General features: G+C 71.7%; 22 protein-coding genes. 15 read left to right on the top strand and 7 right to left on the bottom strand.

Annotated features, from left to right (window positions below):
• From E5N76_RS01855 to E5N76_RS01875, 5 genes are read left to right on the top strand one after another with little or no spacing between them, the layout of a single operon-like run.
• Nucleotides 1–1617, top strand: coding sequence for an ABC transporter substrate-binding protein (locus E5N76_RS01855; protein ID WP_149535595.1), 1617 nt, complete (start codon nt 1–3; stop codon nt 1615–1617).
• A 3-nt stretch (nt 1618–1620) separates the two neighbouring features.
• Entirely contained in the window at nt 1621–2589 is a 969-nt protein-coding gene (locus E5N76_RS01860) for an ABC transporter ATP-binding protein (RefSeq protein ID WP_149535596.1), read from the top strand.
• On the top strand, nt 2586–3611 hold the full coding sequence (locus E5N76_RS01865) for an ABC transporter ATP-binding protein (RefSeq protein WP_149535597.1): 1026 nt from the start codon (nt 2586–2588) through the stop codon (nt 3609–3611). Before E5N76_RS01860 ends, E5N76_RS01865 begins: the two co-directional genes overlap by 4 nt.
• Before the next feature lies 1 nt (nt 3612).
• On the top strand, nt 3613–4542 hold the full coding sequence (locus E5N76_RS01870) for an ABC transporter permease (protein ID WP_149535598.1): 930 nt from the start codon (nt 3613–3615) through the stop codon (nt 4540–4542).
• 2 nt (nt 4543–4544) lie between these two features.
• Nucleotides 4545–5423, top strand: coding sequence for an ABC transporter permease (locus tag E5N76_RS01875; protein WP_149535599.1), 879 nt, complete (start codon nt 4545–4547; stop codon nt 5421–5423).
• A gap of 251 nt (nt 5424–5674) precedes the next feature.
• On the opposite strand, the gene E5N76_RS01880 is transcribed toward E5N76_RS01875, so the two are convergent.
• The 3 genes from E5N76_RS01880 to E5N76_RS01885 form a co-directional block, all read right to left on the bottom strand.
• Nucleotides 5675–5905, bottom strand: coding sequence for a hypothetical protein (locus tag E5N76_RS01880; RefSeq protein WP_149535600.1), 231 nt, complete (start codon nt 5903–5905; stop codon nt 5675–5677).
• A gap of 238 nt (nt 5906–6143) precedes the next feature.
• The gene (locus E5N76_RS29295; RefSeq protein ID WP_187829915.1) at nt 6144–6311 is read right to left on the bottom strand and encodes a hypothetical protein; all 168 of its coding nucleotides are present in this window, start codon (nt 6309–6311) and stop codon (nt 6144–6146) included.
• 123 nt (nt 6312–6434) lie between these two features.
• The gene (locus E5N76_RS01885; RefSeq protein WP_149535601.1) at nt 6435–7706 is read right to left on the bottom strand and encodes an alkaline phosphatase family protein; all 1272 of its coding nucleotides are present in this window, start codon (nt 7704–7706) and stop codon (nt 6435–6437) included.
• 569 nt (nt 7707–8275) lie between these two features.
• Between E5N76_RS01885 and E5N76_RS01890 the strand changes: the two genes are divergently transcribed.
• The gene (locus E5N76_RS01890) at nt 8276–9505 is read left to right on the top strand and encodes an MFS transporter (RefSeq protein WP_187829916.1); all 1230 of its coding nucleotides are present in this window, start codon (nt 8276–8278) and stop codon (nt 9503–9505) included.
• On the top strand, nt 9505–10416 hold the full coding sequence (locus E5N76_RS01895; protein WP_149535603.1) for a cyclase family protein: 912 nt from the start codon (nt 9505–9507) through the stop codon (nt 10414–10416). The genes E5N76_RS01890 and E5N76_RS01895 overlap by 1 nt, the downstream gene beginning before the upstream one ends.
• Before the next feature lie 393 nt (nt 10417–10809).
• Here E5N76_RS01895 and E5N76_RS01900 read toward each other — a convergent pair whose 3' ends face one another.
• Together E5N76_RS01900 and E5N76_RS01910 are read right to left on the bottom strand one after the other, a co-directional pair.
• Nucleotides 10810–11589, bottom strand: a complete 780-nt coding sequence (locus E5N76_RS01900; RefSeq protein WP_187829917.1) for a tetratricopeptide repeat protein — start codon at nt 11587–11589, stop codon at nt 10810–10812.
• Between the two features lie 354 nt (nt 11590–11943).
• Entirely contained in the window at nt 11944–12984 is a 1041-nt protein-coding gene (locus tag E5N76_RS01910; RefSeq protein WP_149535606.1) for a sensor histidine kinase, read from the bottom strand.
• A gap of 297 nt (nt 12985–13281) precedes the next feature.
• Between E5N76_RS01910 and E5N76_RS01915 the strand changes: the two genes are divergently transcribed.
• Entirely contained in the window at nt 13282–14301 is a 1020-nt protein-coding gene (locus tag E5N76_RS01915; protein WP_235907536.1) for a ligase-associated DNA damage response exonuclease, read from the top strand.
• A 76-nt stretch (nt 14302–14377) separates the two neighbouring features.
• On the opposite strand, the gene E5N76_RS01920 is transcribed toward E5N76_RS01915, so the two are convergent.
• Nucleotides 14378–15163, bottom strand: coding sequence for an acyl esterase (locus E5N76_RS01920; RefSeq protein ID WP_149535608.1), 786 nt, complete (start codon nt 15161–15163; stop codon nt 14378–14380).
• Nucleotides 15164–15219: 56 nt separating this feature from the next.
• On the opposite strand from E5N76_RS01920, the gene E5N76_RS01925 reads away from it, so the two are divergent.
• Nucleotides 15220–16842, top strand: coding sequence for a cisplatin damage response ATP-dependent DNA ligase (locus tag E5N76_RS01925; RefSeq protein WP_187829918.1), 1623 nt, complete (start codon nt 15220–15222; stop codon nt 16840–16842).
• 247 nt (nt 16843–17089) lie between these two features.
• On the opposite strand, the gene E5N76_RS01930 is transcribed toward E5N76_RS01925, so the two are convergent.
• The gene (locus E5N76_RS01930; protein ID WP_149535609.1) at nt 17090–18502 is read right to left on the bottom strand and encodes an FAD-binding oxidoreductase; all 1413 of its coding nucleotides are present in this window, start codon (nt 18500–18502) and stop codon (nt 17090–17092) included.
• A 192-nt stretch (nt 18503–18694) separates the two neighbouring features.
• On the opposite strand from E5N76_RS01930, the gene E5N76_RS01935 reads away from it, so the two are divergent.
• The 6 genes from E5N76_RS01935 to E5N76_RS01960 all read left to right on the top strand — a co-directional run bounded on the left by E5N76_RS01935 (nt 18695) and on the right by E5N76_RS01960 (nt 26288).
• The gene (locus E5N76_RS01935; RefSeq protein WP_149535610.1) at nt 18695–20320 is read left to right on the top strand and encodes a GMC family oxidoreductase; all 1626 of its coding nucleotides are present in this window, start codon (nt 18695–18697) and stop codon (nt 20318–20320) included.
• A gap of 322 nt (nt 20321–20642) precedes the next feature.
• Nucleotides 20643–21902: a D-alanyl-D-alanine carboxypeptidase family protein gene (locus E5N76_RS01940; protein WP_149535611.1), complete on the top strand. Its 1260-nt coding sequence runs from the start codon at nt 20643–20645 to the stop codon at nt 21900–21902.
• Between the two features lie 354 nt (nt 21903–22256).
• The gene (tmk, locus tag E5N76_RS01945) at nt 22257–22934 is read left to right on the top strand and encodes a dTMP kinase (RefSeq protein WP_149535612.1); all 678 of its coding nucleotides are present in this window, start codon (nt 22257–22259) and stop codon (nt 22932–22934) included.
• Nucleotides 22931–23956: a DNA polymerase III subunit delta' gene (locus E5N76_RS01950; protein WP_149535613.1), complete on the top strand. Its 1026-nt coding sequence runs from the start codon at nt 22931–22933 to the stop codon at nt 23954–23956. The genes tmk and E5N76_RS01950 overlap by 4 nt, the downstream gene beginning before the upstream one ends.
• A gap of 12 nt (nt 23957–23968) precedes the next feature.
• Complete coding sequence (metG, locus tag E5N76_RS01955; protein WP_149535614.1) at nt 23969–25504, top strand: methionine--tRNA ligase; 1536 nt, start codon at nt 23969–23971, stop codon at nt 25502–25504.
• A 4-nt stretch (nt 25505–25508) separates the two neighbouring features.
• The gene (locus tag E5N76_RS01960) at nt 25509–26288 is read left to right on the top strand and encodes a TatD family hydrolase (protein WP_149535615.1); all 780 of its coding nucleotides are present in this window, start codon (nt 25509–25511) and stop codon (nt 26286–26288) included.
• Nucleotides 26289–26291 lie beyond the last annotated feature (3 nt).

Consider the following 26291-nt stretch of genomic DNA (forward strand, 5'->3'; position numbering starts at 1 on the left):
GTGGCGTTCCGCCGTCGCTCGCTGCTGGGGGCGGCGCTCGCCGCCCCGGCGCTACCGCGCTTCGCCATCGCTCAGGCGGATTCGCGCCCGGTCGTCACCATCGCGGTGCAGAAGATCAGCAACACCAACACGCTGGAGACGCTGCGCGAGCAGTCCAATGTCGGCAGCCGCACCTGGTTCAGCATCGCCGAGACGCTGATCGAGCAGGATTGGTGGGACGACCTGACGCTGCGCCCGGCGCTCGCCACCGCATGGCGCCGCATCGACGAACGCACCCTGGAGCTGACGCTGCGGGAGGGCGTGCGCTTTCACGACGGCCACGTGATGACGGCCGAGGATGTCGCCTTCTCCTTCGGGCCCGAGCGCATGGGCTGGGGGCTGACGCTCGATCAGGCGCGCAACCTCTTCGGCAGCGTGCCCGGCCAGTCCCGCGGCCGCACCCCGCCGCCCGAGGCCCTGGCCGTCGCCCGCCGCACCTATCCGGCGCTGGAGCGGGTCGAGGTCATCGACTCGCGCACCGTGCGCTTCGTCAACCGCACGCCGGACCTCGCCATGGAGGGCCGCATCAGCCGCAACACCGGCATGATCCTCTCCCGCGCCGCGTTCGAGGCCGCGCCGAGCTGGCTCGACTGGTCGCGCCGCCCGATCGGCACCGGCCCCTTCCGCGTCGCCGAATTCCGCCCCGACCAGTCGCTGGTGCTGGAAGCCTTCGACGACTACTGGGGCGGCGCCCCGCCGGTGAAGCGGCTGCGTTTCCTGGAAGTGCCGGAGGTGGCGAGCCGGATCAACGCGCTGCTCTCCGGCGAGGCGGATTTCGCCTGCGACATGCCGCCGGACCAGATCGACGGCATCGCCCGCAGCGCCCGCCATGAGGTAGTCGGCGGCCCGATCATGAACCACCGGCTGACGGTGTTCGACAAGACGCATCCGCAGCTTGCCAACCCGCTGGTGCGCCGCGCCTTCACCCATGCGATCGACCGCGAAGCGATCGTGGCGGCACTCTGGGGCGGCCGCGCGCCGGTGCCGCGCGGGCTGCAATTCGACTTCTACGGCTCGATGCTGCACGCCGACTGGGCGGTGCCGCGCTTCGACCCGAATGAGGCGAAGCGGCTGCTGCGCCAGGCGGGCTACAAGGGCGACCCGATCCCCTACCGGCTGCTCGCCGGCTACTACACCAACCAGCTTCCCACCGCCCAGGTGCTGGTGGAGGGCTGGCGCGCCGTCGGGCTGAACGTCGTGATCGAGATGCGGGAGAATTTCCCGCAGGTGCTCTCGCGGGAGGGGCAGCGCGGCGTCAGGGATTGGTCCAACAGCGCCTCCTTCAACGATCCCGTCTCCTCGCTGACCGCGCAGCACGGGCCGGATGGCCAGCAATGGCAGATCGGCGAGTGGCGCAACGAGGAATTCGGCCGCCTCTCCCAGGTGCTGGAACAGGGCACCGACCCGGCGCAGCGCCGTACCACCTTCCGCCGCATGCTGGAGATCGCGGAGCGGGAGGACCCCGCCTATACCGTGCTGCACCAATCGGTGAATCTCACCGCCAAGCGGCGGGATTTGCGCTGGCGGGCGGGGCAGAGCTTCGTCATGGATTTCCGCCGGCGGAATTGGGCGGGCTGAGGCATGGGGGCGCCGCTCGTCGCCATTCGTGGCCTGACCGTCGCCTTCGCTGGGGCGCCGGCGCTGCGCGGCATCGATCTGGATGTCGCGCCGGGCGAATCCCTCGGCCTGGTGGGGGAGAGCGGCTGCGGCAAATCCGTCACCTGGCTGGCCGCGCTCGGCCTGCTGCCTGGGCAGGCCATGCTGGGCGGCAGCGTGCGGCTGGAGGGGCAGGATATTCTCGGCGCGCCGCCCGCCACGCTGGAAAAAATCCGCGGCCGGCGCATCGCGATGATCTTCCAGGACCCCGCCAGCAGCCTGAACCCGGTGCACCGCATCGGCGCCCAGATCATGGAAGGGCTGGCGCTGCATCAGGGCTTGCGCGGCACCGCAGCGCGGGCGGAGGCCAAGCGGCTGCTGGACCAGGTCGGCATCCCGGATGCGGCGCGGCGGCTGGACGCCTATCCGCATGAGCTTTCCGGCGGGCAGAACCAGCGCGTGATGATCGCCATGGCCCTGGCCGGGCGCCCCGAATTGCTGGTGGCCGACGAGCCCACCACTGCCCTCGACGTGACCATCCAGGCGCAGATCCTCGAATTGCTCGGCCGGCTGCGGCGGGAGATTGGGATGGCCCTGGTGCTGATCTCGCATGATCTCGGCGTGGTGGCGGAGACCTGCGCCCGGGTCGCGGTGATGTATGCCGGGCGCATCGTGGAGACGGCCGCCACCGAGCGCCTCTTCGCCGCGCCCTCCCACCCCTATACGCAGGGCCTGCTCGGCGCCCTGCCGCCCTTCGAGGGCGAGCGCCGCCCGCTGCTCGCCATCCCCGGCGCGGTGCCCGAGCCCTGGGCTATGCCGCAAGGCTGCGCCTTCGCCCCGCGCTGCGCCCAGGCCGGCCCGGATTGCGGCGCCACAACCCCGGCGCCTGTCCCGCTCGCCGAGGGCCATAGCGCCGCCTGCCTGCGCGCCGCCCCCGCCATGGTGCCGGCATGAGGTCCGCCCCCCTGCTGCAGGCGGAGAACCTGGTCCGCCGCTACTGGATGCGCCGCGGGGTGTTCGGCCGCCCGGCCGAGGTGCGGGCTGTCGATGGCGTCTCCCTCACCCTGGAGCGCGGCCGCACCCTCGGCCTGGTCGGCGAAAGCGGCTGCGGCAAATCCACCACCGGCCGGCTGGTGCTGGGGCTGGAGACGCCGGATGCCGGCCAGGTCAGCGTGGATGGCCAGCCCATGCCGCCCCCCGGCAGCCCCGCCTGGCGCGCCATGCGGGCGCGCATGCAGCTGGTCTTCCAGGACCCGCTGGGCGCGCTGGACCGCCGCATGCCGGTCGGCGCCCAGATCACCGAGCCGCTGGAGATCCACCACATCGGCGACCGCCCGGCGAAGCTGGCCTCGCTGCTGCAGGATGTCGGCCTCCGCCCCGACCAGGCGGCGCGCTACCCGCATGAGCTCTCCGGCGGCCAGCGCCAGCGCGCCGTGCTGGCCCGCGCCTTGGCCACCGACCCGGCGCTGCTGGTCTGCGACGAGCCGATCAGCGCCCTCGACGTCTCCATCCAGGCCCAGGTGATGAACCTGCTGGTGGAATTGCAGGCGCGCCACGGCATGGCGGTGCTGTTCATCAGCCACGACCTGCGGGCGGTGCGGCAGGTCAGCCACCGCGTGGCGGTGATGTATCTCGGCCGCATCGTGGAGGAGGGGGAGCCGGATGCGGTGCTGCACGCGCCGGCCCACCCCTATGCGCAGGCGCTGGTCTCCGCCATTCCGCATCCGGGGCGCCGGCAGCAGCGCATCCTGCTGCAGGGCGACCCGCCCAACCCGGCGGACAGGCCCAGCGGCTGCGCCTTCCACCCGCGCTGCGCCCTGGCCATCGCCCGCTGCCAGACGGATGATCCGGTGCTGAAGCCGCGCCTCGCCGATGGCCGCCGCGTCGCCTGCCATGTGGCGCATGGCGAGACGCCCGCCGGCGGTCGGAACCATAATTGGGGGGAGAGCTCCCTCGCCCCGGTCAGGGCGGCCTGAGATGCTGCGCTTCCTCGCCACCCGCCTGCTGCGCGCCGCCGTCACCGTGGTGCTGGTCGTCACCTTCGCCTTCGTGGTGCTGCGCCTCTCCGGCGATCCCGCGCAGATCATCATGGGCGCCGATGCGCCGCCCGAGGCGGTGGAGGCCTTCCGCCGCGCCTGGGGCCTCGATGATCCGATCTGGATGCAGTATCTGCGCTATTTCGGCGCCATCATCGGCGGCGACCTTGGCCGTTCGATGCGGGATGGCCGCGATGCCATCGCACTCGTCGCGGAACGCATCCCGGCAACGCTGGCACTGACCATCCCGGCGCTGCTCATAAAGCTCTGCATCGGCATCCCGGCTGGCATCACCGCGGCCTTGCACCGCAATTCCCCGATCGATCGGGCGGTGATGGTGCTGGCCGTCGCCGGCTTCACCGTGCCCTCTTTCGTGCTCGGCCTGCTGCTGGTGCTGGTCTTCGCCGTGCAGCTCGGCTGGCTGCCCTCGGGCGGGCAGGAGAGTTGGCGGCATGCGGTGCTGCCCATCCTCACCCTCGGCATCGGCGGGGCGGCGGTGCTGGCACGCTTCACCCGCAGCGCGATGCTGGAGGTGCTGGGCCAGCCCTATATCCGGACCGCCTCCGCCAAGGGCGTGCCCTGGCGGGCGGTGGTCTGGGGCCATGCGCTGCCCAACGCCGCCATCCCGACCGTCACCATCATCGGCTTCATGGTCGGCAGCCTGATCGCGGGCGCGGTGGTGGTGGAGAGCGTCTTCTCCTGGCCCGGCGTCGGCCGGCTGCTGGTGGTGGCGGTGGCGAACCGCGACCTCGCCGTGGTGCAATGCGTGCTGCTGCTGGTCGCCGGCACCATGGTGACGGCCAACCTGGTGGTGGATCTGCTGTACGGCGCGCTGGACCCCCGGCTGCGCAGCCAGGCGAGGGGGGCCTGAGCATGTCCGACGCCGCGCTCCCCGCCAGCCTCGCCGGCGCGCCTTCCGCGCCGCGCCGCCGCCTGCCGCTGCTGATCCGCTTCGCCCTGCTCTGGCTGGCGCTGATGCTCGGCACCGCGCTGCTGGCGGATGTCATCGCGCCCTACGCCTATACGGCGCTCGATCTGCGCAACCGCCTGTCGCCACCCATCGGGCTGGGCGGCTCTTTCCTGCACGCGCTGGGCACGGATGAGCTGGGCCGGGACGTGCTTTCCCGCCTGATCTATTCCATCCGGATGAGCCTGCTGATCGCCTTCGGCGCCACCATCATCGGCGCCGTGCTCGGCACCAGCCTCGGCTTCCTCGCGGCGCATTTCCGCGGGCTGGTGGAGCAGGTGGTGCTGGCGCTGGTGGATTTCTCGGCAAGCCTGCCCTTCCTGATCCTGGCGCTCGCCGTGCTGGCCTTCTTCGGCAATTCCCTGCCGCTCTTCGTCGCGCTGCTGGGGCTGCATGCCTGGGAACGCTATGCCCGGATCGCGCGCGGGCTGGCGATCTCGGCCGGGGCGCAGGGCTATGCGGCGGCGGTCAGGCAGCTCGGCGCCTCGCCCTGGCGGATCTACGGGCGGCACGTGCTGCCGAACATTGCCTCGACCCTGATCGTCTCGATGACGCTCGCCTTTCCGGAGATCATCCTGCTGGAAAGCGGGCTGTCCTTCCTCGGGCTGGGGGTGCAGCCGCCGGAGACCTCGCTGGGCTCCATGGTGGGATATGGGCGGGAATACCTGACGCGGGCGCCCTGGATCCTGCTCTCCCCGGCGGCGGTCATCGTGCTGACGACCTTCTCCGTCTCGGCGCTGGGGGACTGGCTGCGGGACCGGCTGGACCCGACATTGAGTCGCTGAGCAGCCAGGGGCGAAGCCCGTTGGCGGCCGTGCCGCCAACCCCTGCCGGGGCCAGGACCTGGCCCCGGACCGCGGTCCGTGCCCGGGACCCGTGGGATGAACCAGCCGCCTCATGCCAGCAGGGGGCGGGGTAGAGCCCCCGACCGGCCTAGAGCGGGATCGGTTGAACTGCGCTCACCCGCCCCGCTCTAGCTCATTGTTCGGTCGCGTGATTCACGGTTTCGGTCGATTCGACCTCAACCGATCACGCTCTAGGACGCCTCCGGCTCGTCCAGCGGCCAGGGGTCCAGCCGCCGGTCCACATGCAGCCTTGCCTCCTCCAATAGCTGCTCCAGGCCGCTCGGCACATGGTTGCGCAGCACCGTCCGCTCGCCGCCGCGCGGCGCGTGGATGGCGACCATCCAGCCATGATGGCCGTCATCCAGCACCTCCAGCCGGTGATGGCGATAGGTCTTCAGGCTGACCCGACGCGGCCTCTCCATGCCTTTCTCCTCGGCGCGCGGCACGAGGCCGGCGCGGTTGCGCCCCACCGGACCTGGCCGGGCGGGGATAGACAAGACGGCACCTTGTCCGTGTCCCAGCGGGCCGTCAATGCCGCCCGCCGCCAGCATTCTGCCTGCCAATCTCGCTCGGGCGCCAGCGCAAGGCGCGGACAGCCAGGCCATTGAAGACCAAGGCTGACGGCCGGCAGAGACGGCCACGGGATTTCGCAATCCGGGATCAGCGCCGCGGGCCCGGCGCCGCCCGAAGCCGCGCCGCCGCGGCGCTCGCCAGCACGATGCCGAGAGCGGTGACGGCCAGCCCCGCCAGCACCATCGGGCCGGTCCCGTCCCCGGACCCGTTCAGCACCGGCGCGCCGGTGTCCGGCAGGCCGAACGGCACTTCCATGGTCAGGCTCCGCCCAGCAGCCCGGCCGCCAAGTGCAGCATCGCCGTCATGGCGTCCGGCGTCTCGACGCGCTCGATGAGCGTCATGGCACCGGCCGGCCGAGGGCGAGGCGGCGCGGGACCGTCATGCGGGGGGCTCCTGCGAGGGCCGGGATTGCAGGGGAGCGCCATCCATCGGCGCACCGGCATCGCCATGGCCGAGGAAGGCGAGGATGGTGGGCGCCAGGTCGATCGGCCGGGCGATGGCGGCATCCCGGCTGCCGGGGGCGAAGCCCGGCCCGTCCGCGACCATCACCGGCGCCTGCTCGGCGGCGCCGAGGCCGCCATGCTGGCCGCAGCCCAGCCGGTCCGGCTTGCCGGCGACCGGCTTCGCCGCCAGGGCCATGCCGGGGATGCCGTACTGGTTCGCCCCGTCATGCCGGCGCATGGCGATGGCGGCGATCAGCCCCTCGGCACCCGGGCGCTGGCCGGCGGCGGCGAGCGCCTCGCCTTCCAGCAGCGTGCCGACCCAGGGGCGGGCACGAAGGAAATCCAGCACCGGCGCCGGATCGCGCGCGGGCGCCAGATGCACCAGCACGGAGGTGCCGTTGGAGGCGGCGACCAGGGTCTCGCCCGGCGCCAGCCCGGCCGCCTCCAGCTCCGCCTCCACGTCGATGACGGCTTCCACCGTCTCATGCCCGTGGTCGGAGCCGGCCAGCAGCAGCACCTCCTGCCCCCGGGCGCGGCGGCGATCGACCTCCGCCATCACCTCGCCAAGCCGGGCATCGGCAGCTTCGATGGCCGCCCAGGCTGCCGGCGAGCCGAGCGGATGGGCGTGCTGCGAGGCATCCGGCTCGCCCAGCCAGAGCAGGCCGAAGGCACCCTCCAGCGCCTCCGCCAGGAAGCGGGCGGTGAGCTTCGCATCGCCCTCGGCATCCAGGGTGATGTCGGTGGCGGCCGGCGCCTCCCGCCCCGGCTCATGGGCGATGACGCGCTGCACCAGCCTGCCGCTGCGGTTCGGGTCATGCGCCAGGGCGGCGCCGGGGGAGACATTGCTGAAGATGGAGACCCCGCCATGCGGCGCCAGCCGGTCCGCCAGGGTCGGCCGATCCAGCGCCGTGCCGCGCAGGGCGCGGCGGGTGGGGAGGAAGGCGGGGTCGCCGGCATCCTGGCGCAGCAACCCGCCATCGGCCCGCAGCAGCGCCAGGGAATTGCCCGCGAGCCCGTGCGAGGCCGGCCAGCACCCCGTCGCGGTGCTGGCGGAGACGATGCGCGTCGCGCTGGGGAACATGGAGCGGTAGCCGGCGAAGCCGGTGCCGCGCGCCAGCAGCCGCCAGAGATTGGGCGTGCGCTCCGGCGAGAGCGCGTCGCGGCGGAGGCCGTCGAGGATGACGAGCAAGGCGAGGCGGTCGGTCATGGCGGGGTTCGCGCTCCGGCGGTGCGGGGTGGGGAGGCGACCATGCCCGAAGGGCGCGGCCCATGGCAGCGCGGCGGCCCGGAGGGGCGGCGGGCAACCCCGCCCGGCACCGCCGCCGCGTGATCCGGAGGCGAGGCGGCCGGCCGCCCTGCCTGGTTCGGCATGGTCTCCACCCCTTGCTGTCCTCGATGCGCGCAGGCTTACCGGCGGGCGCTTGCAGCGCTGCGACAGAAGCGTGACGGCGGGATGACAGGGCGGCGGTCGCGCCTGAGCGTGGCGGATCGGCATCGGACAAGTGCCGGGCTGGTCCGGATGGCGGGGAGGCTGGCCGGTCGAGGCGCGGTCATCTGGCGTGGCATCCCCGAAAGCGTGACCCGCGCGGCCGGATGCAGAGCCGGAGCGCGGGGATGGGCGAGGGCGGAGAGGCTGCGCTCCGACGCGCCGCAAGCCTCGATCCCGCGGCGTGGAATCTGCCGTCGCGCCGCCCGGTCTTTCCCGCCTCCGCGCGTGAATTGCCCAAGCCAGGGGCAGCACTTGCCCAAAGGCCCGGCAGGGTTACTCTCGCCCCCATGAACGGAAACGCCGAAACCCCGCAACGCCTGACCGGGCGGATGCGGCGGAATCTCCTGCTGCTTGCCTGCTGCCAGGCGATCGGCCAGGCGGGGAATACGATGATGGCCTCGGCCACCGCCCTCTCCGTCATCAGCTTCTACGCGAACCGGGACTTGGCGACGCTGCCGGTGACGCTGCAGCATCTGGGCGTCATGCTCTCCGCCTTCCCGGCCGGGCTGCTGATGCAGCGCTTCGGCCGGCGGGCCGGGTTCCGGCTCGGCTCCATCTGCGGGATGGTGGGGGCGGTCACCATCAGCCTCGGCCTCTACCACGCGATGTTCCCGCTGATGTGCCTCGGCGGTCTCATCCTGGGCTATGCGGTGGCCAGCCTGCAGATGTACCGCTTCGCCGCGGTGGAATTGGCGCCGCCGGCCTATCGGGCGAAGACCATCTCCTGGGTCACGGCGGGGGGCGTGGCGGCCGGCATCCTCGGCCCCAGCATCGCGCGGCTGACGCATGACCAGATGGTGCCGCTCTACCTGGCCACCTATGCGTCGATGTTCGTGCTGCACCTGGTCGTCTTCGTGCTGATCTCCTTCATCGAATTCCCCGCGCCGCCGAAGCCGGCCGCCGCCGGCCTCGGGCGGGCGGAGGCGCCGCCGCGGCCGTTGCGGGAAATCGCCGCGCAGCCGCGCTTCATCGTCGCCGTCACCGCGGCGATGATGGCCTATGGCGTGATGTCCTTCCTGATGAGCGCCTCCCCGCTCGCCATCGTCGCCTGCGGCATGCCGCATGCAGAGGCGCATTGGGTGATCTTCCTGCATGTGATGGGGATGTTCATCCCCTCCTTCTTCACCGGCGCGCTCATCACCCGCTATGGCGAGACGCGCATCATGGCGGCGGGCCTCGCCATCCTGCTGGCCGGCGTCGGCCTCGGCCTGGCGGGGCTTTCCGCCTGGCATTTCCGGCTGGGGCTGACGCTGAACGGGGTGGGGTGGAATTTCCTCTTCGTCGGGGCGACGGCGCTGGTGACCACCTGCTACCGGCCGAATGAGCGGGGCAAGACCCAGTCGCTGAACGATTTCCTGATCTTCGGCACCACGGCGACGGCCAGCTTCCTGGCCGGGCTGCTGCAGGAGCATCTCGGCTGGTTCGTGCTGAACTGGTTCTCGCTGGGGCTGCTGGCGGTGGTGGGGGCGGCGATCTTCTGGCTGGCCTTCCGCCAGCCGCGGCGGGTGGCGGCGTGATGCCGGCCGCGCATGATCATGGCCCTTGGGGCTGCGCCTGCTGGGGCCCGCAGGACGAGCTGGGCGCGGCGAACCTGCTGACGCCGGAGAAGCGGCTCGCCGCGCTGAAGGGCATCGAGACGGGGCAGGTCTTCGACCTCTCTCACGCCTTCGGCGCCGATGCGCCCTACATGGCGCCGAACCAGCCGCCCTTCCTGATGATGCTGTGGGCCACCTGGCGGGACTCGATCCGCCGCCGCCGCAAGCTGGGCATGACCAACGACGCCGGCAGCAATGTCGAGCGGATCGAGATGACGGCGCATGTCGGCACGCATATCGACGCGCTCGGCCATGTCTCGAAGGGCGACAGGCTCTACAACGGCTTCGACGCGGCGGAGACGCTGGGGGACTGGGGGCTGGCGCGGCTCGGGGTGGAGAAGATCCCGCCGCTCATCACGCGCGGCCTGCTCTTCGACGTGGCGGGGCTGGATGGCGGGGCGCATCTGGCGCCCGGAAGGGTGGTGACGCCGGCGGAGCTAGAAGCGGCGGCGGAGCAGGCCGGCTTCGCGGTGGAGCCGGGCGATATCGCGCTGATCCGCACCGGCTGGGAGCGCTATTTCGCGGCGGACAATGCGCGGTATCTCGCCGGGGCGCCGGGGATCGACGTGCCGGCGGCGGAGTGGCTGACCCGGCAGGGGGTGGTGGCGATCGGCGCCGACAACATGGCGCTGGAAGTGCTGCCCAACCCGGACCACCACAAGGCCCTGCCGGTGCACCAGCACTGCCTGGCGGAGGCCGGGGTGCATATCATCGAGAACCTGGCACTGGACGAGATCGCCGCGGCCGGGGTGTCGCGCTTCTGCCTCATCATCCTGCCGCCGAAGATGCGCGGGGCGACCGGGGCGCCGGTGCGGCCGGTGGCGCTGGTGTGAATGCGCCGCGTCCGTGCGAATTTCGGAAAACAACGGTAAGATCGAGGGCTTCGCTCCCCAACGCCCGGCGGCAGGTCGTCGCGGGCAGCGCCCGCTGCCCTGCACTCCGCCGGCGCCAGGACCTGGCCCCGGACCCCGGCGGGAGTCTTGGCCTGAGGGTTCAACCCGCAGACTCACGGCGGGGTCCGGGGGGGAAGCCTTCCCCCCGGCGGGGGTTGGCGGCACTGCCGCCAACGGGGGCAGCGCCCCCTGCTAGAGCGGGATCGGTTGAGCTGCGCTCACCCGCCCCGCTCTAGCTCATTGTTCGGTCGCGTGATTCACGGTTTCGGTCGATTCGACCTCAACCGATCACGCTCTAGAGGCATGGGGGCGAAGCCCCCGTCATCCCCGGCGTCAGCCCATGGCCAGCATTGCCGTCACCTCGGCGATGACGGCGCGGATCTCCGGCTCCTGCCGCCCGGCGAGGCGGGCGAGCATGGAGCGACGAAAGGCGGGATTGGCGAGGCGCGCCGCTTCCCGGAACCACTGCGCCGCCTCCTCGATCCGGCCGGCATCCGTCAGCAGGACGCCGAGGTTGAACTGGCCGCGGAAATCGCCGCCCTCGGCGGCGAGGCGGTAGAGCCGCGCCGCGCCGTCCGGGTCGCGCGGCATGTCCCAGCCTTCCTCCATGTAGCGCGCGACCATGTTGATGGATTTCGCATGCCCCTGCGCCGCGGCGGCGCGGTACCAGCGCAGCGCCGCGGCGCGGTCCGGCGCCACGCCGTCGCCGCGCAGCAGCATATTGGCGTAATTGTACTGGCCCCAGTCGAACCCGGCTTCTGCCGAGCGGCGGAAGCACGCGACCGCCGCCGCGTGGTCGACGGGCGTCGCCCGGCCCAGCTCATAGCAGCGGCCGAGCATGTTCATGCCTTCCGGCTCCCCGGCCGCGGCCGCGGATTTGAACCAGAACAGGGCGGCGGCCTCGTCCTGCGGCACGCCGAGCCCGTCCAGCAGCATCTGGCCCCAGCGCGTCTGCGCCCTGGCGATGCCGTAGCGGGCCGCGGCCTCCACCCAGGGGGCGGCTTCCTCCGGCGGGGCGCTGAAGGCGGCCGCCAGGGCCTCTGGCCCCGCGGCGGTGAGTTCGGTGAAGGAGACCTGGCGCCGGGCGGGCGCGCGGCGGGTAGGGCGGGCCATGCGGTGCCCGATAGAGGATTTGCGAATCGCTCGCAAATCTCCTTGCCCAGCGGCGCCGGCGTACGGTCGGACGGGGAGGGAGGCAGAGGCGGTCGCGTCCTGCCCCGCCTGGAGCACCTTCACGCTCGCCGGAAACGGTCGGCAGCTTCCGATCTGCCGGACCGCGCCGTGATCCGGCAGATCGGAGATAAGCTGCTCTAAATACTATATTTTCTAGAGAAATATCCGTCGGATAATTCCATTCTGAACGGCTATTTTTCTGGTGTCCCGCTTCCGAAGCCCTGCGGACTTCGTTCTCGGGCCCTGCTTGTCCGCTGCGTTCGCTGGCAATCCAGCGACTTCGCGGGCAGGACACTAGCAGGGGAACCGCAGCAAGGCCCGCGTCCCCCCCGGGGATTCCAGCCTCAGGCTCGCCCGGGCCTGCCGCGCCAGCAGCGGCACCAGATGCAGCCCCAGGCAGCCGGAAGGCGTGTTCCGCGGCGTCGATTCCGGCAGGCCGATGCCGTCATCCTCCACCAGCAGCTCCGCATGGCCCGGCCCCGCCTGGCGCAGCGCCAGCCGGATGGTGCCGCCCGGCCGGCCAGGGAAGGCATGGCGGGCGGCATTCACCACCAGCTCATTCACGATCAGCGCCAGGGGCTGCACCTGGGCGACGGGCAGGGGCAGGCGCGCTTCCAGCGCCAGCTCCAGCGTCAGCCCCGGCCGGCCGGCCACGTCCAGCGCGGCGCGGGCGGCCGTCGCCAGCTCCTCGCCCAGTTCCAGCCCTGCCGACTCCACCACCCGGAACATCCGGTCCTGCACCAGTGTCGCCAGCATCACCCGCATGGCGGCGCCCCGCAGCGCCTGGGCCACCAGCTTGTCGCTGGCCCGCGCCGCCTGCAGGCTGAGGAAGGAGGTGGTGGCCTGGGCGTTGTTCTTCACCCGGTGATGCAGCTCCGAGAGCAGGGATTCCCGCTCCGCCGCCGCTGCTTCCTGGCCGGCCTGGGCCTCGCGCAGCTCGGTGACGTCGGCGCAGCTCGCGATGTAGCCGCCGAACTCCTCGTCCCGCATCAGGGGCTGGCCATGTTCCCGCAGCCAGCGCCAGGCGCCGTCATGCCGGCGCAGCCGGTATTCCAGGGTGAAGGGCTCGCGCGTCTCGAAGGCCGCGGTGAAGATCGCGAGGCAGGCGGCCGCATCTTCCGGATGCACCAGCTCCAGCCTTCCCTGGCCCCGCTCGCTTTCCATCGGCCGGCCGGTGAATTCCAGCCAGGCGCGGTTGACATAGTCGCATTGCCGGGCTGCGTCGCAGCGCCAGATCATCAGCGGCGCCTGGTCGGCCAGGGCACGGAAGCGAAGCTCGGCTTCGGTCAGGTCGGCTGCGGAGGATGGCTGCAATCCCGCCTCCACCTGTCCCATGCCGCTCTGTCCTCATCCCATCTACCTGTCCGGGTCGGTGGACGCGCCACAAACGGCCAAGTTCCCCCGGCCATGGGTAACCCTTGGCCGAAGCTGACCGGGAGACTCGTCCTGGTTGCGACATACGGGGAGACGCCACGCCTGGGAAGCGCAAGAGGCCGTGGCTGGCGCGGCTTTGATGCAGCGCTGCCGGAGAGCTGGCGGAGAATGCCGGCTTTTCCCTTTTTCCTGCCGCCGCGGCGCCCCAGTTTTCGCAATAGGGCAGGAGGAGCAGGGCATGCACGGATTGTCGGCGCGGTGACGCATCCGGAGAATTGGCTGCGGGTGACGCCGCAGGGGTTGTGCTGCACTCCGGCGGGGATCTTCATCGATCCCACCCGCGCGGTGGAGCGGGCGGTCATCACCCATGGCCATGGCGACCATGCCCGTCCCGGCCACGACGCGGTGCTGGCGACGGCGGAGACTCTGGCCGTCATGCGGGCGCGGCTGGGGGAGGGGGCCGGCCGCCGCCAGCAGGCCCTGGCCTATGGGGAAGAGCTGCGCCTGGGCGAGGTGACGCTGCGCCTGGTGCCGGCCGGGCATGTGCTGGGCTCGGCCCAGGTGGTGCTGGAGTATCAGGGGGCGCGGGCGGTGGTCTCCGGCGATTACAAGCGCCAGCCGGACCCGACCTGCGCGCCTTTCGAGCCGGTGCCTTGCGATTTGTTTGTCACTGAGGCGACATTTGCCCTGCCGGTCTTCCGCCATCCGCCGCCGGCGCAGGAGATCGGCCGGCTGCTGAAGAGCGTGGCGCTGTTCCCGGAGCGGACGCATGTCATCGGCTGCTATGCGCTGGGCAAGGCGCAGCGGCTGATCGCGCTGCTGCGGCAGGCGGGGTGGGCGGCGCCGATCTGGCTGCATGGCGCGCTGATCCCGCTCTGCCGGCTGTATCAGGAGCTGGGGGTGGAGCTGGGCGAGTTGCGGCCGGCCACGGCGGCGACGAAGGCGGCGCTGCGCGGGGCCATCGTGCTGGCGCCGCCCTCGGCCATCGCCGATCGGTGGGCGCGGCGGCTGGAGGATCCGGTGGTGTGCATGGCCTCCGGCTGGATGCGGGTGCGGCAGCGGGCGAAGCAGGGCGGGGTAGAGCTGCCTTTGGTGATCTCGGACCATGCCGATTGGGATGATCTGCTGCGCACGGTGGCGGAGGTGGGGGCGCCGGACGTGTGGGTGACGCATGGGCGCGACGATGCGCTGGTGCATGCGCTGGGGCAGCGCGGGGTGCGGGCCCGGGCGCTGCATCTGGTGGGGCTGGGGGACGAGGAGGAGGCGGATGCGGCGTGAGGGCGCGTCGAGGCGCCCTCGACGGTGTCGAGCGCACACAGGATGCGCCCGGGCGCGACGGCACCCTTTCGGTGGCTCAGCCGAGCCCGCGCTTCCGCCGCCACAGCCAGCGGCCAAGCCGCGACCGCCGCAGATCCAGCTGCGTGCAGGTGGTGCGCATGCCGCGCAACCCCGCCAGCAGCGCCGCGTATTTCGCCTCGAAGGCGGTTTGCGCCGCGTGGAAGCTGGCGTCCTTCCGCCCCGGGCTCAGATGCCGCAGATGGAAGTCGATGACCCAGGCGCTGCGCCCCGCCAGCCGCGCCTGCAGGCAGAGATCGGCCCCGTAGAGATGAAACCCCGCCAGATCCGCCGAAAGCCCGACCGGCGCCGCCCGCCGCAGCACCAGGAAATTCTCGTCCAGGCTCACCGCCCGGGCGGGCAGGCGGCCGCGGCGCTGATCCTCGCCATAGGGGTCGGAAATGCGGATCGCCAGCTCCCCCTCCGGCGTGGCGCCGGCATTGCCGGCCAGGGCCCAGCCGGGATCCAGCCGGTCCAGCTCCGCCAGCCGCGCCAGCAGCACGGCGGCGCCGTCCGAAAGCAGCCGCACATCCTGGTGGCACAGCACCACATAGCGGCCGCGCGCCGCCGCCAGCAGCCGCGGAATGCCCTGGAAGGCGTCGCAGCCCTGCCCCTCCGTGGTGTCCAGGGCGAGGAATTCCGCCAGCTTCGGCCCGAAGCCGCCGGCCTGGAAGCTTGCCACCATGGCGGCGTGCTGCGCCCGGTCATTCACCAGGGTACAGATCGAGAAGGCCAGGGCCGGCTCCACCCCCGTGGCGGGCAGGAAGCGGGCAGCGGGGGCGCGGGCGAGAAGGGCTTCAGGCACGGGACGGGGTTCTGCCCCAAAACCCCCCGTCCGGGCCAAGGAAAAGTGATGCGCGCATGAGCCTGCCCGCCTTCGCCGCCCTGCTGGAGCGGCTGGTCTTCACCCCCGGGCGCCTCGCCAAGCTGGCCCTGTTGCGCGACTGGTACGCCACCCAGCCGGACCCCGACCGTGGGGTGGGGCTGGCGGCGCTGACGGGGGAGCTGGTCTTCACCGCCGCCAAGCCCTCCCTGATCCGGGACATGGTGGCGGCGCGGACCGACCCGGTGCTGCTGGCCCTCAGCCACGACTATGTCGGCGACTTCGCCGAGACGGTGGCGCTGATCTGGCCGGGGCGGGCCAGAGGGGCGGAGGGAATCAACACGCCGGCGCCCGGCCTCGCCGAGGTGGTGGAGGCGCTGGAGCTGACGCCGAAGCCGGCGCTGCCGGAGCTGATCGCGGGCTGGCTGGACGCGGTGGACGCCACCAGCCGGCTGGCGCTGATCAAGCTCATCACCGGGGGCCTGCGTGTCGGCATCTCCGGCCGGCTGGCGCGGGTGGCGCTGGCGGAATGGGCGGGCAAGCCGGTGGAGGAGATCGAGGAGGTCTGGCACGGCGTCGCCCCACCCTACCTGGCGCTGTTCCGCTGGCTGGAAGGCCAGGCCGGGCGTCCCGACCCGCGGGAGGCGCCGGTCTTCCGCCCGCTGATGCTGGCGCATCCGCTGGAGGATGCCGACCTGGCGGCGCTGGACCCGGCGCAGTGGCGGGCGGAGTGGAAATGGGACGGCATCAGGGTGCAGCTCACTGCCGGGCCGGGCGGGCGGCGGCTGTGGAGCCGCGGCGGGGAGGATGTCTCCGGCGCCTTCCCCGAGATCGTCGAGGCGATGGATTTCCACGCCGTGCTGGATGGCGAGCTGCTGGTGATCCGCGACGGTGTGGTCGCGCCCTTCGCCGATCTGCAGCAGCGGCTGAACCGCAAGGTGGTGACGCCGAAGATGCAGCGGGATTTCCCCGTCGGCGTCCGGCTCTACGACCTGCTGTTCGAGACCACCGAGGATCTGCGCCCGCTGCCCTTCGATGCCAGGCGGGCCAGGCTGGAGGAGTGGGCGGCGCGGCACGCCCCGGCGCGGATGGATCTCTCGCCGCAGATCGCCTTCGCCTCCGTCGCCCAGCTCGGCGAGATCCGCGAGGGCGCGCGCGCCGCCTCCATCGAGGGGCTGATGCTGAAGCGCGGCGACAGCGCCTATGTCGCCGGGCGCGTGAAGGGGCTGTGGTGGAAGTGGAAGCGGGCGCCGCTCTCGATCGACGCGGTGCTGATGTACGCCCAGCGCGGCCATGGCAAGCGCAGCAGCTTCTATTCCGACTACACCTTCGGCCTGTGGCGGCCGGACGGGCAGGGGGGCGAGGAGCTGGTGCCGGTGGGCAAGGCCTATTCCGGCTACACGGATGCGGAGCTGGGCTGGCTGGATCGCTGGATCCGCAACCACACCACCGGCCGCTTCGGCCCGGTGCGGGAGGTGGAGAAGGAATTGGTCCTGGAGGTGATCTTCGACGCCGCGCAGCTTTCCACGCGGCACAAATCCGGCGTGGCGCTGCGCTTCCCGCGCATCGCCCGCATCCGCACGGACAAGCCGGCCAGCGAGGCGGACCGGCTGGAAAACCTGATGAGCTACGTGGCGGCGGCGAGGCCGGCGGAGGGCTGATCCTCGGGCAGGCGACCGGCTTGGGTCGAGAGAGGGCGTCGCGCCGCAAGGCGCGCCTTACGGCGCGACCCTCTCTCTCACATCGGACGCAGTGCGTCCGATCCCGCCAAAGGCCGAAGGGCCTTTGGGAACCATGAGTTTTGCGTCTCGACCGTCGGCTCTGCAATTCAAGGGTTCAAAGGGCCCTTCGGCCCTTTGCGGGTGGGGTTGGACGCACTGCGTCCAACGAGGAGGGCAGAGCCCTCCCTCAACATCTCGGCAGGACCTTCCCCGGATTCATCACCCCGCGCGGATCCAGCGCCCGCTTGATCGCCCCCATCACCTCCAGGGCCAGCGGATCCTTCAGCGCCTGCATCGCATGCAGCTTGGAGACGCCGATGCCATGCTCCGCGCTGAAGCTGCCGCCCAGCGCCACGGCGATCTCATTCACCGCCATCTCCGCCGCGCCGGCGCGGCGCACCCACTCCTCCCGCGTCACGCCCGGCGGCGCCTTCAGCCCGACATGGATATTCCCGTCCCCGGCATGGCCAAGCGCCACCATCCGCCCCTCCGGCCAGCGCGCCGCCAGCGCCGCCTCGACCCGCGCCAGGAATGCCGGCACGGCGGAGACGGGCACCGCGGTATCCGTGGCGATCGAAGGGCCGGAGATGCGGGAGAATTCCGGGAAATCCTCGCGGATGCGCCAGAAATCCCGCCGCTGCGCCTCGTTCTCCGCCAGCACCGCGTCGCTGCATTCGCCGGCTTCCAGCGCCTCCTCCAGCGCCGCTTCCAGCATGCGCCGCACCGGCACGTCGCGATGCGTCGCCGCCAGTTCCACCAGGACGAACCAGGGGCTTGCCACCGGCAGGGGCAGGCGCAGATGCGGCCCGTATTCCGCCACCATCTCCAGGCAGACGCGCTGGATCAGCTCGAAGCCGATCACCTCCGCCCCGCTGCCCAGCATGCGGCCCAGCAGGTTCAGCGCCGCCTCCGGCGAGGGCACTGCCAGGAACGCCGTCTCCACCAGCGGCAGGGCCGGCACCAGGCGCAGCGCCGCCGCGGTGATGACGCCGAGCGTCCCCTCAGCGCCGAGGAAGAGGTGCCGCAGCGCATAGCCGCTATTGTCCTTGCGCACGCGGCGGAGGTCGTTCAGCACGCGGCCATCCGGCAGCACCACCTCCAGCCCCAGCACCAGCTCCCGCGCATTGCCCCAGCGCAGCGTGCGGACGCCGCCCGCATTGGTGCTGAGCATGCCGCCGATCTGCGCGCTGCCCTGGGCGCCCCAGGCAATGGGGAAGAGCCGGCCGGCTTCCGCCGCCGCCTCCTGCACGCGCTGCACGACGCAGCCGGCCTCCGCCACCAGGGAGAAGTCGCGCGCATCCACCTCCCGGATGCGGTTCAGCCTTTCCAGGCTGAGCACCACCGCCGGCGGCCCGTTGGACGAGACCACGGCGGCGCCAGCAAGCCCGGTGCGCCCGCCTGCCGGCACCACCGCCAGCCCTGCTGCGGCGCAGCGCGCCACCGCGGCGGCGACCTCCGCCACGCTGCCCGGCTTCAGCACCGCCTGCGGCTGGCCGCGCCAGGCGCCGCGCCAATCCACCGCATAGGGCGCCATCTCCTCCGCCGTGCGCAGGCAATGGGAGGGGCCGAGCAATTCGGCCAGCGCGTCGACGTCGCTCATGCGATGACTCTCCGCTTCGGCGCGACGGGCTGCAAGTCCCAAGCGCCTGCTCCCCATGCGCCGCCCCATGCTCGCCCCCTGGTCCCTGCCGCCGCGATGCGCTTTGCTGCGCGGCCGGTGCCCGGGACTCCCGGATCACCGGTCTTCGTTTCCGGTGGCCCGCGCGGGACGCCGGCCAGGATGGGGGAGAGAATGGCCGAGGTACTGCCGCAAAGCGCGGATTACGTGGTGGTGGGCGCCGGTTCGGCCGGCTGCGCGGTGGCGGCCCGGCTGTCGGAGGACCCTTCGGTGACCGTGGTGCTGCTGGAGGCCGGGGGCCGCGACCGGAACCCTTGGCTGCATGTGCCGATCGGCTACGCCAAGACCATGTACCACCCGACGCTCTCCTGGAATTTGATGACGGAGCCCGAGCCCAATCTCGGCGGCCGCCGGGTGCCCTGGCCGCGCGGGCGGACGCTGGGCGGGTCCTCGGCGATCAACGGGCTGCTCTATGTCCGCGGCCAGCATGCGGATTACGACCATTGGCGCCAGCTCGGCTGCACCGGCTGGGGCTTCGAGGATGTGCTGCCCTATTTCAAACGCAGCGAGGACCAGGAGCGCGGACCGAGCGAGCTGCATGGCGTGGGCGGGCCGCTCGCCGTCTCCGATCTGCGCGACCGCAACAAGCTGGCGGAGAGTTTTATTCAGGCGGCGGTGGAGCTGGGGCTGCCGCGCAACGAGGATTTCAACGGCGCGGAACAGGAAGGGGCGGGGTTCTACCAAACCACCTCCCGCAATGGCTGGCGCTGCAGCGCGGCGACGGCCTATCTGAAGCCGGCGCGCGGGCGGCCCAATCTCACGATCGTCACCGACGCGCACAGCACCGGTCTGCTGCTGGAAGGCCGCCGCGCCGCGGGGGTGAAGCTGGAACGCCACGGCGCGAAGCTGACCGTCAAGGCGGCGCGGGAGGTGATCCTCTGCGGCGGCGCCATCGCCTCGCCGCATCTGCTCATGCTCTCCGGCATCGGGCCGGCCGCGCATCTGCAGGAGATGGGGATCGCGGTGGTGCACGACCTGCCGGCGGTGGGACGGAATCTGCAGGACCATTTCCAGGCGCGGCTGGCCTATCGGGTGAACCAGAAGGCCAGCATCAACACCCGCACCGCGACCTGGTGGGGCAAGGCGCTGATGGGCGCGGAATTCGCCCTGAAGCGCACCGGGCCGCTGACCGTCAGCGCCGGCACGGCGGGGCTGTTCGCGCGCGTGCTGCCGGGCAGCGCGACGCCCGATGTGCAATTCCACTTCCTGCCCTTCAGCACCAGCGCGACCATGCTGGAGCTGCACCCCTTCCCGGGCATGACCATCAGCGCCTGCCAGTTGCGGCCGGAGAGCCGCGGCACCATCACCCTGGCGAGCCCGGACCCGCGCGCGAAGGCGCTGATCCACGCCAACTACCTGGCCACCGAGACGGATCGCCGCTGCATGATCGAAGGGGCGAAGCTCGGCCGCCGGCTGGCGCAGACCGCGGCGATGGCGCGCTGGGTGGAGGAGGAGATCTCGCCCGGCCCCGGCGCCGCGAGCGACGAGGAGTGGCTGGACTGGATCCGCCGCACCGGCGGCACGATCTATCACCCGAGCGGCACCTGCCGCATGGGCGGCGACCCGGAGAGCGTGGTGGACCCCGAGCTGCGGGTGCGCGGGATCGAGGGGCTGCGGGTTGCGGATGCGTCGGTGATGCCGACCGTGGTGTCGGGCAACACCAATGCGCCGGCCATCATGATCGGGGAGAAATGCGCCGACATGGTGAAGGCGGCGGCAAAGCTGCGGCTGGCGGCCTGAAGAGGGGGCTCCGCCCCCACACCCCCGCCAGGGCTCTGCCCCTGGATCCCCGGACCCCCGGTCAGAGTCGGCAGGTTGAGCTGGCAGACTCACACCGGGGTCCGGGGGGTGGTCCACCCCCCGGCGGGGACATGGGGGCAGAGCCCCCATTCTTCCCCTTTGATTTCGTTCTTCTTTTTCAAGGTCGGCGCGTTCCGGGCCGAACGCCCCTGGCCGGTTCTCCCTTCTTCCCCTGCATTTAGCGCCCTCTCTTCAGCCGAATCTTGAGCAACCCGGGCCGCTGGGCGTATCCCTGCGCCAGCGCCCCAGGAGCCCAAGCCGCATGCCCCGCCCGACCCTTCCTTCCCCGGTCGAATCCGAAGCCGCCCCCGCCGGGGCCGGCCGCCGGGCCGTGGTCGTCGCGGCCGCTGCCGCTGCCCTGCCGCTGCCCGCCTTGGCCCAGCCCCGCGGCTCCCGCGCCTCTGCCCCGGCCCAGCGCCCGGCCCCGCCGCCCACCTCGCCCGCCACCACCCCGCTCGGCCCGCTGGACACCCAGGCGAAGCAGGCCCTGCTGATCGATTTCGACACCGATGCGGTGCTGCTGGAGAAGAATGCGGACGAACGCATGCCGCCTTCCTCCATGTCCAAGCTGATGACCATGTACCTGGTCTTCGACCGGCTGAAGCAGGGCCGGCTGACCATGTCCCAGGAACTTCCGGTCAGCGAGCGCGCCTGGCGCATGGGCGGCAGCAAGATGTTCGTCCAGGTGGGCACCTCCGTGCCGGTGGAGGCGCTGATCCGCGGCGTCATCGTGCAATCCGGCAACGACGCCTGCGTGGTGCTGGCCGAGGCCATCAGCGGCAGCGAGCAACAATTCGCCGAGGAGATGAACCGCAAGGCGCGGGAGCTCGGCCTGACCGACAGCACCTTCCGCAACTCGACCGGCTGGCCGGACCCGGAGCAGCGGGTGACCTGCCGCGACCTGGCGCGGCTGGCCAAGCGGCTGATCCTCGACTTCCCCGACTACTACCGCATCTACAACGAACGCAGCTTCCGCTGGAACGACATCACCCAGGAGAACCGCAACCCCACCTTGGCCCGGGTGCCGGGGGCGGACGGGCTGAAGACCGGCCATACCGAGGAAGCCGGCTACGGCCTGACCGCCAGCGTGAAGCGCGGCGAGCGGCGGCTGATCCTGGTGTTCAACGGCCTCGCCTCCATGCGCGCCCGGGCGGAGGAGAGCGAGCGGCTGCTGGAATGGGGCTACCGCGAATTCGAGAATGTCGTGCTGTTCCGTGCCCAGGACGTCATCGAGGAGGTGCCGGTGCATCTGGGCGAGCGCGCCACCGTGCCGCTGGTGGGCGGCCGTGACGTGGTGGTGACCCTGCCGCGGCAATGGCGCCAGCGCCTGCAGGCGCGGCTGCGCTACGACGCGCCGGTGGAGGCGCCGGTGCTGAAGGGGGCGGAGCTGGGACGGCTGGAGGTGACGGGGCAGGGCGTGCCGCCCATGTCCCTGCCGCTGATGGCGGGGGCGGATGTGGACCGGTTGGGGCTGGTGGCCCGCATCCCCGCGGTGATCGGCCGCTGGGTGAGCGGGGGGTAGGCCGCCGCAGCCGCTGGCGCAGCCTCGCAGGCCCCGGAAGCGCTGCGTGCCTGTTGGTCCCGCACAGCCTGAAGCGGCAAGGCCGCTTCGGGGCGTCAGGCGGGGCGGATTGCAGTAAGATGGCCCGATGAACCAGGTGGTGATGGGCGGGACAGTGGATCGCCGAGGCTGCATCGGGTCGGCCGGCGGGAGCGGCGCCGGTGCGACTGCCGTGGCGGCGCCGGCGGGGGCCTTTGGCCTCGCAGTGGCCGCCGGGGTGGCGCATCGCACGCCCGCACCGGCGATGCCTGCCAGGCCGCCATGCCCGGCCGCCGGGGAAACTGCGGCACATCACGCGCCCGCGCCGGTGATGCGATGACCCGCGCCTCCCGCCGCGGCCGCTTCATCACGCTGGAAGGCGGGGAGGGGGCGGGGAAATCCACCCAGGCCCGCCGCCTCGCCGCCGCCCTGGCAGCAGCCGGCCTGCCCGTGCTGCTGACGCGCGAACCGGGCGGGGCGCCGGGGGCGGAGGCGGTGCGGGGGCTGATCCTCTCCCGCGGCTTCGACCCCGTCGCCGAATGCCTGCTGCATTTCGCCGCGCGGCGGGAGCATGTGGCGCGGCTGATCGAGCCCGCCTTGGCCGCCGGCATCTGGGTGGTGTGCGACCGCTTCGCCGATTCCACCCTGGCCTATCAGGTGCACGGCCAGGGCGTGCCGCGGGCGGTGTTCGAGGCCATTGCCGGCGCGGCGCTGGGCGGCTTGCGGCCCGACCTGACGCTGGTGATGGAGATCGAGCCAAGGCTGGGCCTGGAACGGGTGTGGTCCCGCGCCCGCCAGGCCGGTGCGGCGGTGGACGGCCAGCAGCAGCCGGATCGCTACGACCTCATGGGGCTGGAATTCCACCAGCGGATCCACGATGCCTTCCGCCGCATCGCGGCCGAGGAGCCGGCGCGCTGCCAGCGCATCGACGCCAGCGCCGCGCCCGATGCGGTGGCGGCCGCCATCCTCGCCGCGGTCGAGGCCCGGCTGCGGCTGCCCGGGCCGCCGCGATGACGCCGCCGGAACCCCGCGCCAACCCCGATCTGGCCGGCCATGACCTGCCGGCGGCGCTGCTGGAGGAAGCCGCCCGCGCCGGCCGCCTGCACCATGCCTGGCTGATCGCCGGCCCACCCGGGGTGGGCAAGGCGACGCTCGCCTACCGCTTCGCCCGCTGGCTGCTCGCCGGGCTGCCGGAGGCCGTGCCCGGCCAGGCCCCGCTTTACGTGCCGGAGACCCATCCCGCTTTCCGCCGGGTTGCCGCCGGCGCCCATGCGGATCTCTTCGCCATGGCGCCGAATACCGGCGACAAGGGGAAGAAGGAGGTGCTGCGGGCGGAGGATGCCCGCGCCGCCCTCCGCTTCATGGCCCATACCGCGGCGGAGGGCGGCTGGCGCGTGCTGGTGGTGGAGGAGCTGGAGCGCACCGAGCGCGAGGTGGTGCCGAACATCCTCCTGAAGACGCTGGAGGAGCCGCCGCCGCGGACCATCCAGCTTCTCGTCACCAACCAGCCCGGGGCGCTGCTGCCGACCATCCGCAGCCGCTGCCGCCGGCTGGACCTCTACCCGCTGCCGGCCGACGCCATGGCGGGGCTGCTGGGGCGCTGGCTGCCGGAACTCTCGGCGGCCGAGCGCGCCGGGCTGGCGGCGATCGCCGATGGCAGCCCGGGCCGGGCGCTGAGCCTGGCGGAAGGCGAGGGGCTCGCCCTGCAGGCGCTGGTGGAGGAGGTGCTGCGCGGCCTGCCCGCGCTCGACCCGCGCCTCGCCTTCGACGTCGCCGAGAAGGTGGCGGGGCGACGGGATCCGGCGGCGCTCGGCACCTTCTTCGCCCTGCTGCGGCGGGCGCTGGCCGCCGGGCTGCGCGCGGCCGGGCGGGGGGGCGGGGAGGGCGGGGCAACGCCCTGGCTCGCGGGCCGTTCGCTTGCCGACTGGGCGGGGCTGTGGGACAAGCTCGGCCTCCTCGCGGAGGAGACGGAGCGGTTGAACCTCGACCGCAAGCAGGCGGTGCTGACCGGGCTCGGCCAGCTCGCCCTTCGCTGAAAGATGGCGGCGATGGCCAAACCCTATTATGTCACCACCCCGATCTATTACGTGAACGACAAGCCGCATATCGGCCACGCCTATACCTCGCTCGCCACCGACGTTCTGGCGCGGTGGAAGCGGCTGGAAGGGCAGGAGGTGTTCTTCCTGACCGGCACCGACGAGCATGGCCAGAAGGTGGAGAAGGCGGCGCAGGATGCGGGCATGGACCCGCAGGAATTCACCGACCGGGTGAGCCAGAGCTTCCGCGTGCTGGCCGACCGCATGGGCTTCTCCCACGACGATTTCATCCGCACCACGGAGCCGCGCCACAAGGCGGCCTGTCAGGAGCTGTGGCGGCGGCTGGCGGCGCGGGACGAGATCTATCTCGGCGCCTATGAGGGCTGGTACGCGGTGCGCGACGAGGCCTTCTACGGCCCGGACGAGCTGACCGAGCGCGACGGGGTGAAATACGCCCCGAGCGGCGCCCCCGTCGCCTGGGTGAAGGAGCCGAGCTACTTCTTCCGCCTGTCGAAGTGGCAGGACTGGCTGCTGCAATACTACGAGGACAACCGCCGCTTCATCGCGCCGGAAAGCCGGCGGAACGAGGTCATCAGCTTCATCAAGGGCGGGCTGTCGGACCTTTCCATCAGCCGGACCAGCTTCCGCTGGGGCATCCCCGTGCCCGGCGACGCGGCGCATGTGATGTATGTCTGGCTGGATGCGCTGACCAATTACATCACCGCCGCCGGCTTCCCGGATGAGGGGCATCCGCGCTGGAAATTCTGGCCGGCCGATGTGCATTTCGTCGGCAAGGACATCATCCGCTTCCACACCATCTACTGGCCGGCCTTCCTGGAAGCCGCCGGGCTGGCGCCGCCGCGGCGGGTCTTCGCCCATGGCTGGTGGACGAATGAGGGGCAGAAGATTTCCAAGTCGCTGGGCAATGTCATCGACCCGCTGGCGCTGATCGAGGAATACGGGCTGGACCCGGTGCGGTACTTCCTGCTGCGCGAAGTGCCCTTCGGCAATGACGGGGATTTTTCCCGCGCCGCGCTGGCCGGCCGGACGAATGGCGAGCTGGCGGATGCGCTGGGGAATCTGGCGAACCGGACGCTGTCGCTGATCCAGCGGAATTGCGAAGGGAAGCTGCCAGCCCCTCTAGAGAATCCGCACTTGATGCACGACACCACGCTACACAGCGGCATCAGCGATCTCAGAGAAAAAGTTGGCAAAGCGCTAGAGGACCAACAGTTTCACTCCGCCCTTGAGCACATTATGTTCGAGGTGCGCTATGCCAACAGCTACATCACCCAAATGGCGCCCTGGGCGCTAAAGAAGACCGATCCTGTGCTGATGTCGCAGGTTCTGCGTCTGCTTCATGACGCGCTGCGGGTCTTCGGCACCGTCCTCCAGCCCTTCATGCCCACCACCATGGACGCGTTGCTGGACCAGCTCGGCGTGCCGAAGAACCAGCGCCAGTTGGCCGATCTGGCGACGCCGCTGCCGGGCGGCATTCCGCTGCCGCCGCCCAGCCCGCTCTTCCGCAAGATCGAACTCGCCGCCTGATGCCATGCTGATCGACAGCCATTGCCACCTCGACTACTTCGTCGAGGCCGAAATCGACGCGATCCTCGCCCGGGCCAAGGAGGCCGGCGTCGCGCACATGGTCACCATCGGCACGCGCGTCGCGCAGGCCGCTTCGGTGAAGGCGCTGGCCGAGCGTTTCCCCGATACGGTCTGGGGCACGGTCGGCGTGCATCCGCACAATGCCGGGGAGGCGGACGGGCTGCCGACAGTGGAGCAGCTCATCGCGCTCGCCGACCATCCGCGCATCATCGGCCTCGGCGAAAGCGGCCTCGACTATTTCTACGACAAGGCGCCGCGCGACCTGCAACAGGAAGGCTTCCGCCGGCATATCCGCGCCGCGCGCGCCACCGGCCTGCCGCTGGCCATCCATGCCCGCCAGGCGGATGACGACATCATCGGCATCCTCCGCGAGGAGCACGAGGCGGGCGGGGCCTTTCCCTTCCTGCTGCATTGCTTCTCCTCCGGCCCGGACCTGGCGCGGCAGGCGGTGGCGCTGGGCGGCTACATCTCCTTCTCCGGCATCCTGACCTTCCCGAAATCGCCGGAACTCCGGGCGCTCGCGGCCGAGCTGCCGGCGGAGCGGCTGCTGGTGGAGACGGACAGCCCCTACCTCGCCCCCGTGCCCTTGCGGGGCAAGCGCTGCGAGCCGGCCTTCGTCACCCATACCGCGAAGGTGCTGGCGGAAGCCCGCGGCCTGCCGATGGCGGCGCTGGAGGAACTGACCACCGGGAATTTCCTCCGCCTCTATCCGAAGGCGGCCTGAGGG

The organism is Siccirubricoccus phaeus, assembly GCF_008360935.1.
Classification (GTDB): Bacteria; Pseudomonadota; Alphaproteobacteria; order Acetobacterales; family Acetobacteraceae; genus Siccirubricoccus; species Siccirubricoccus phaeus.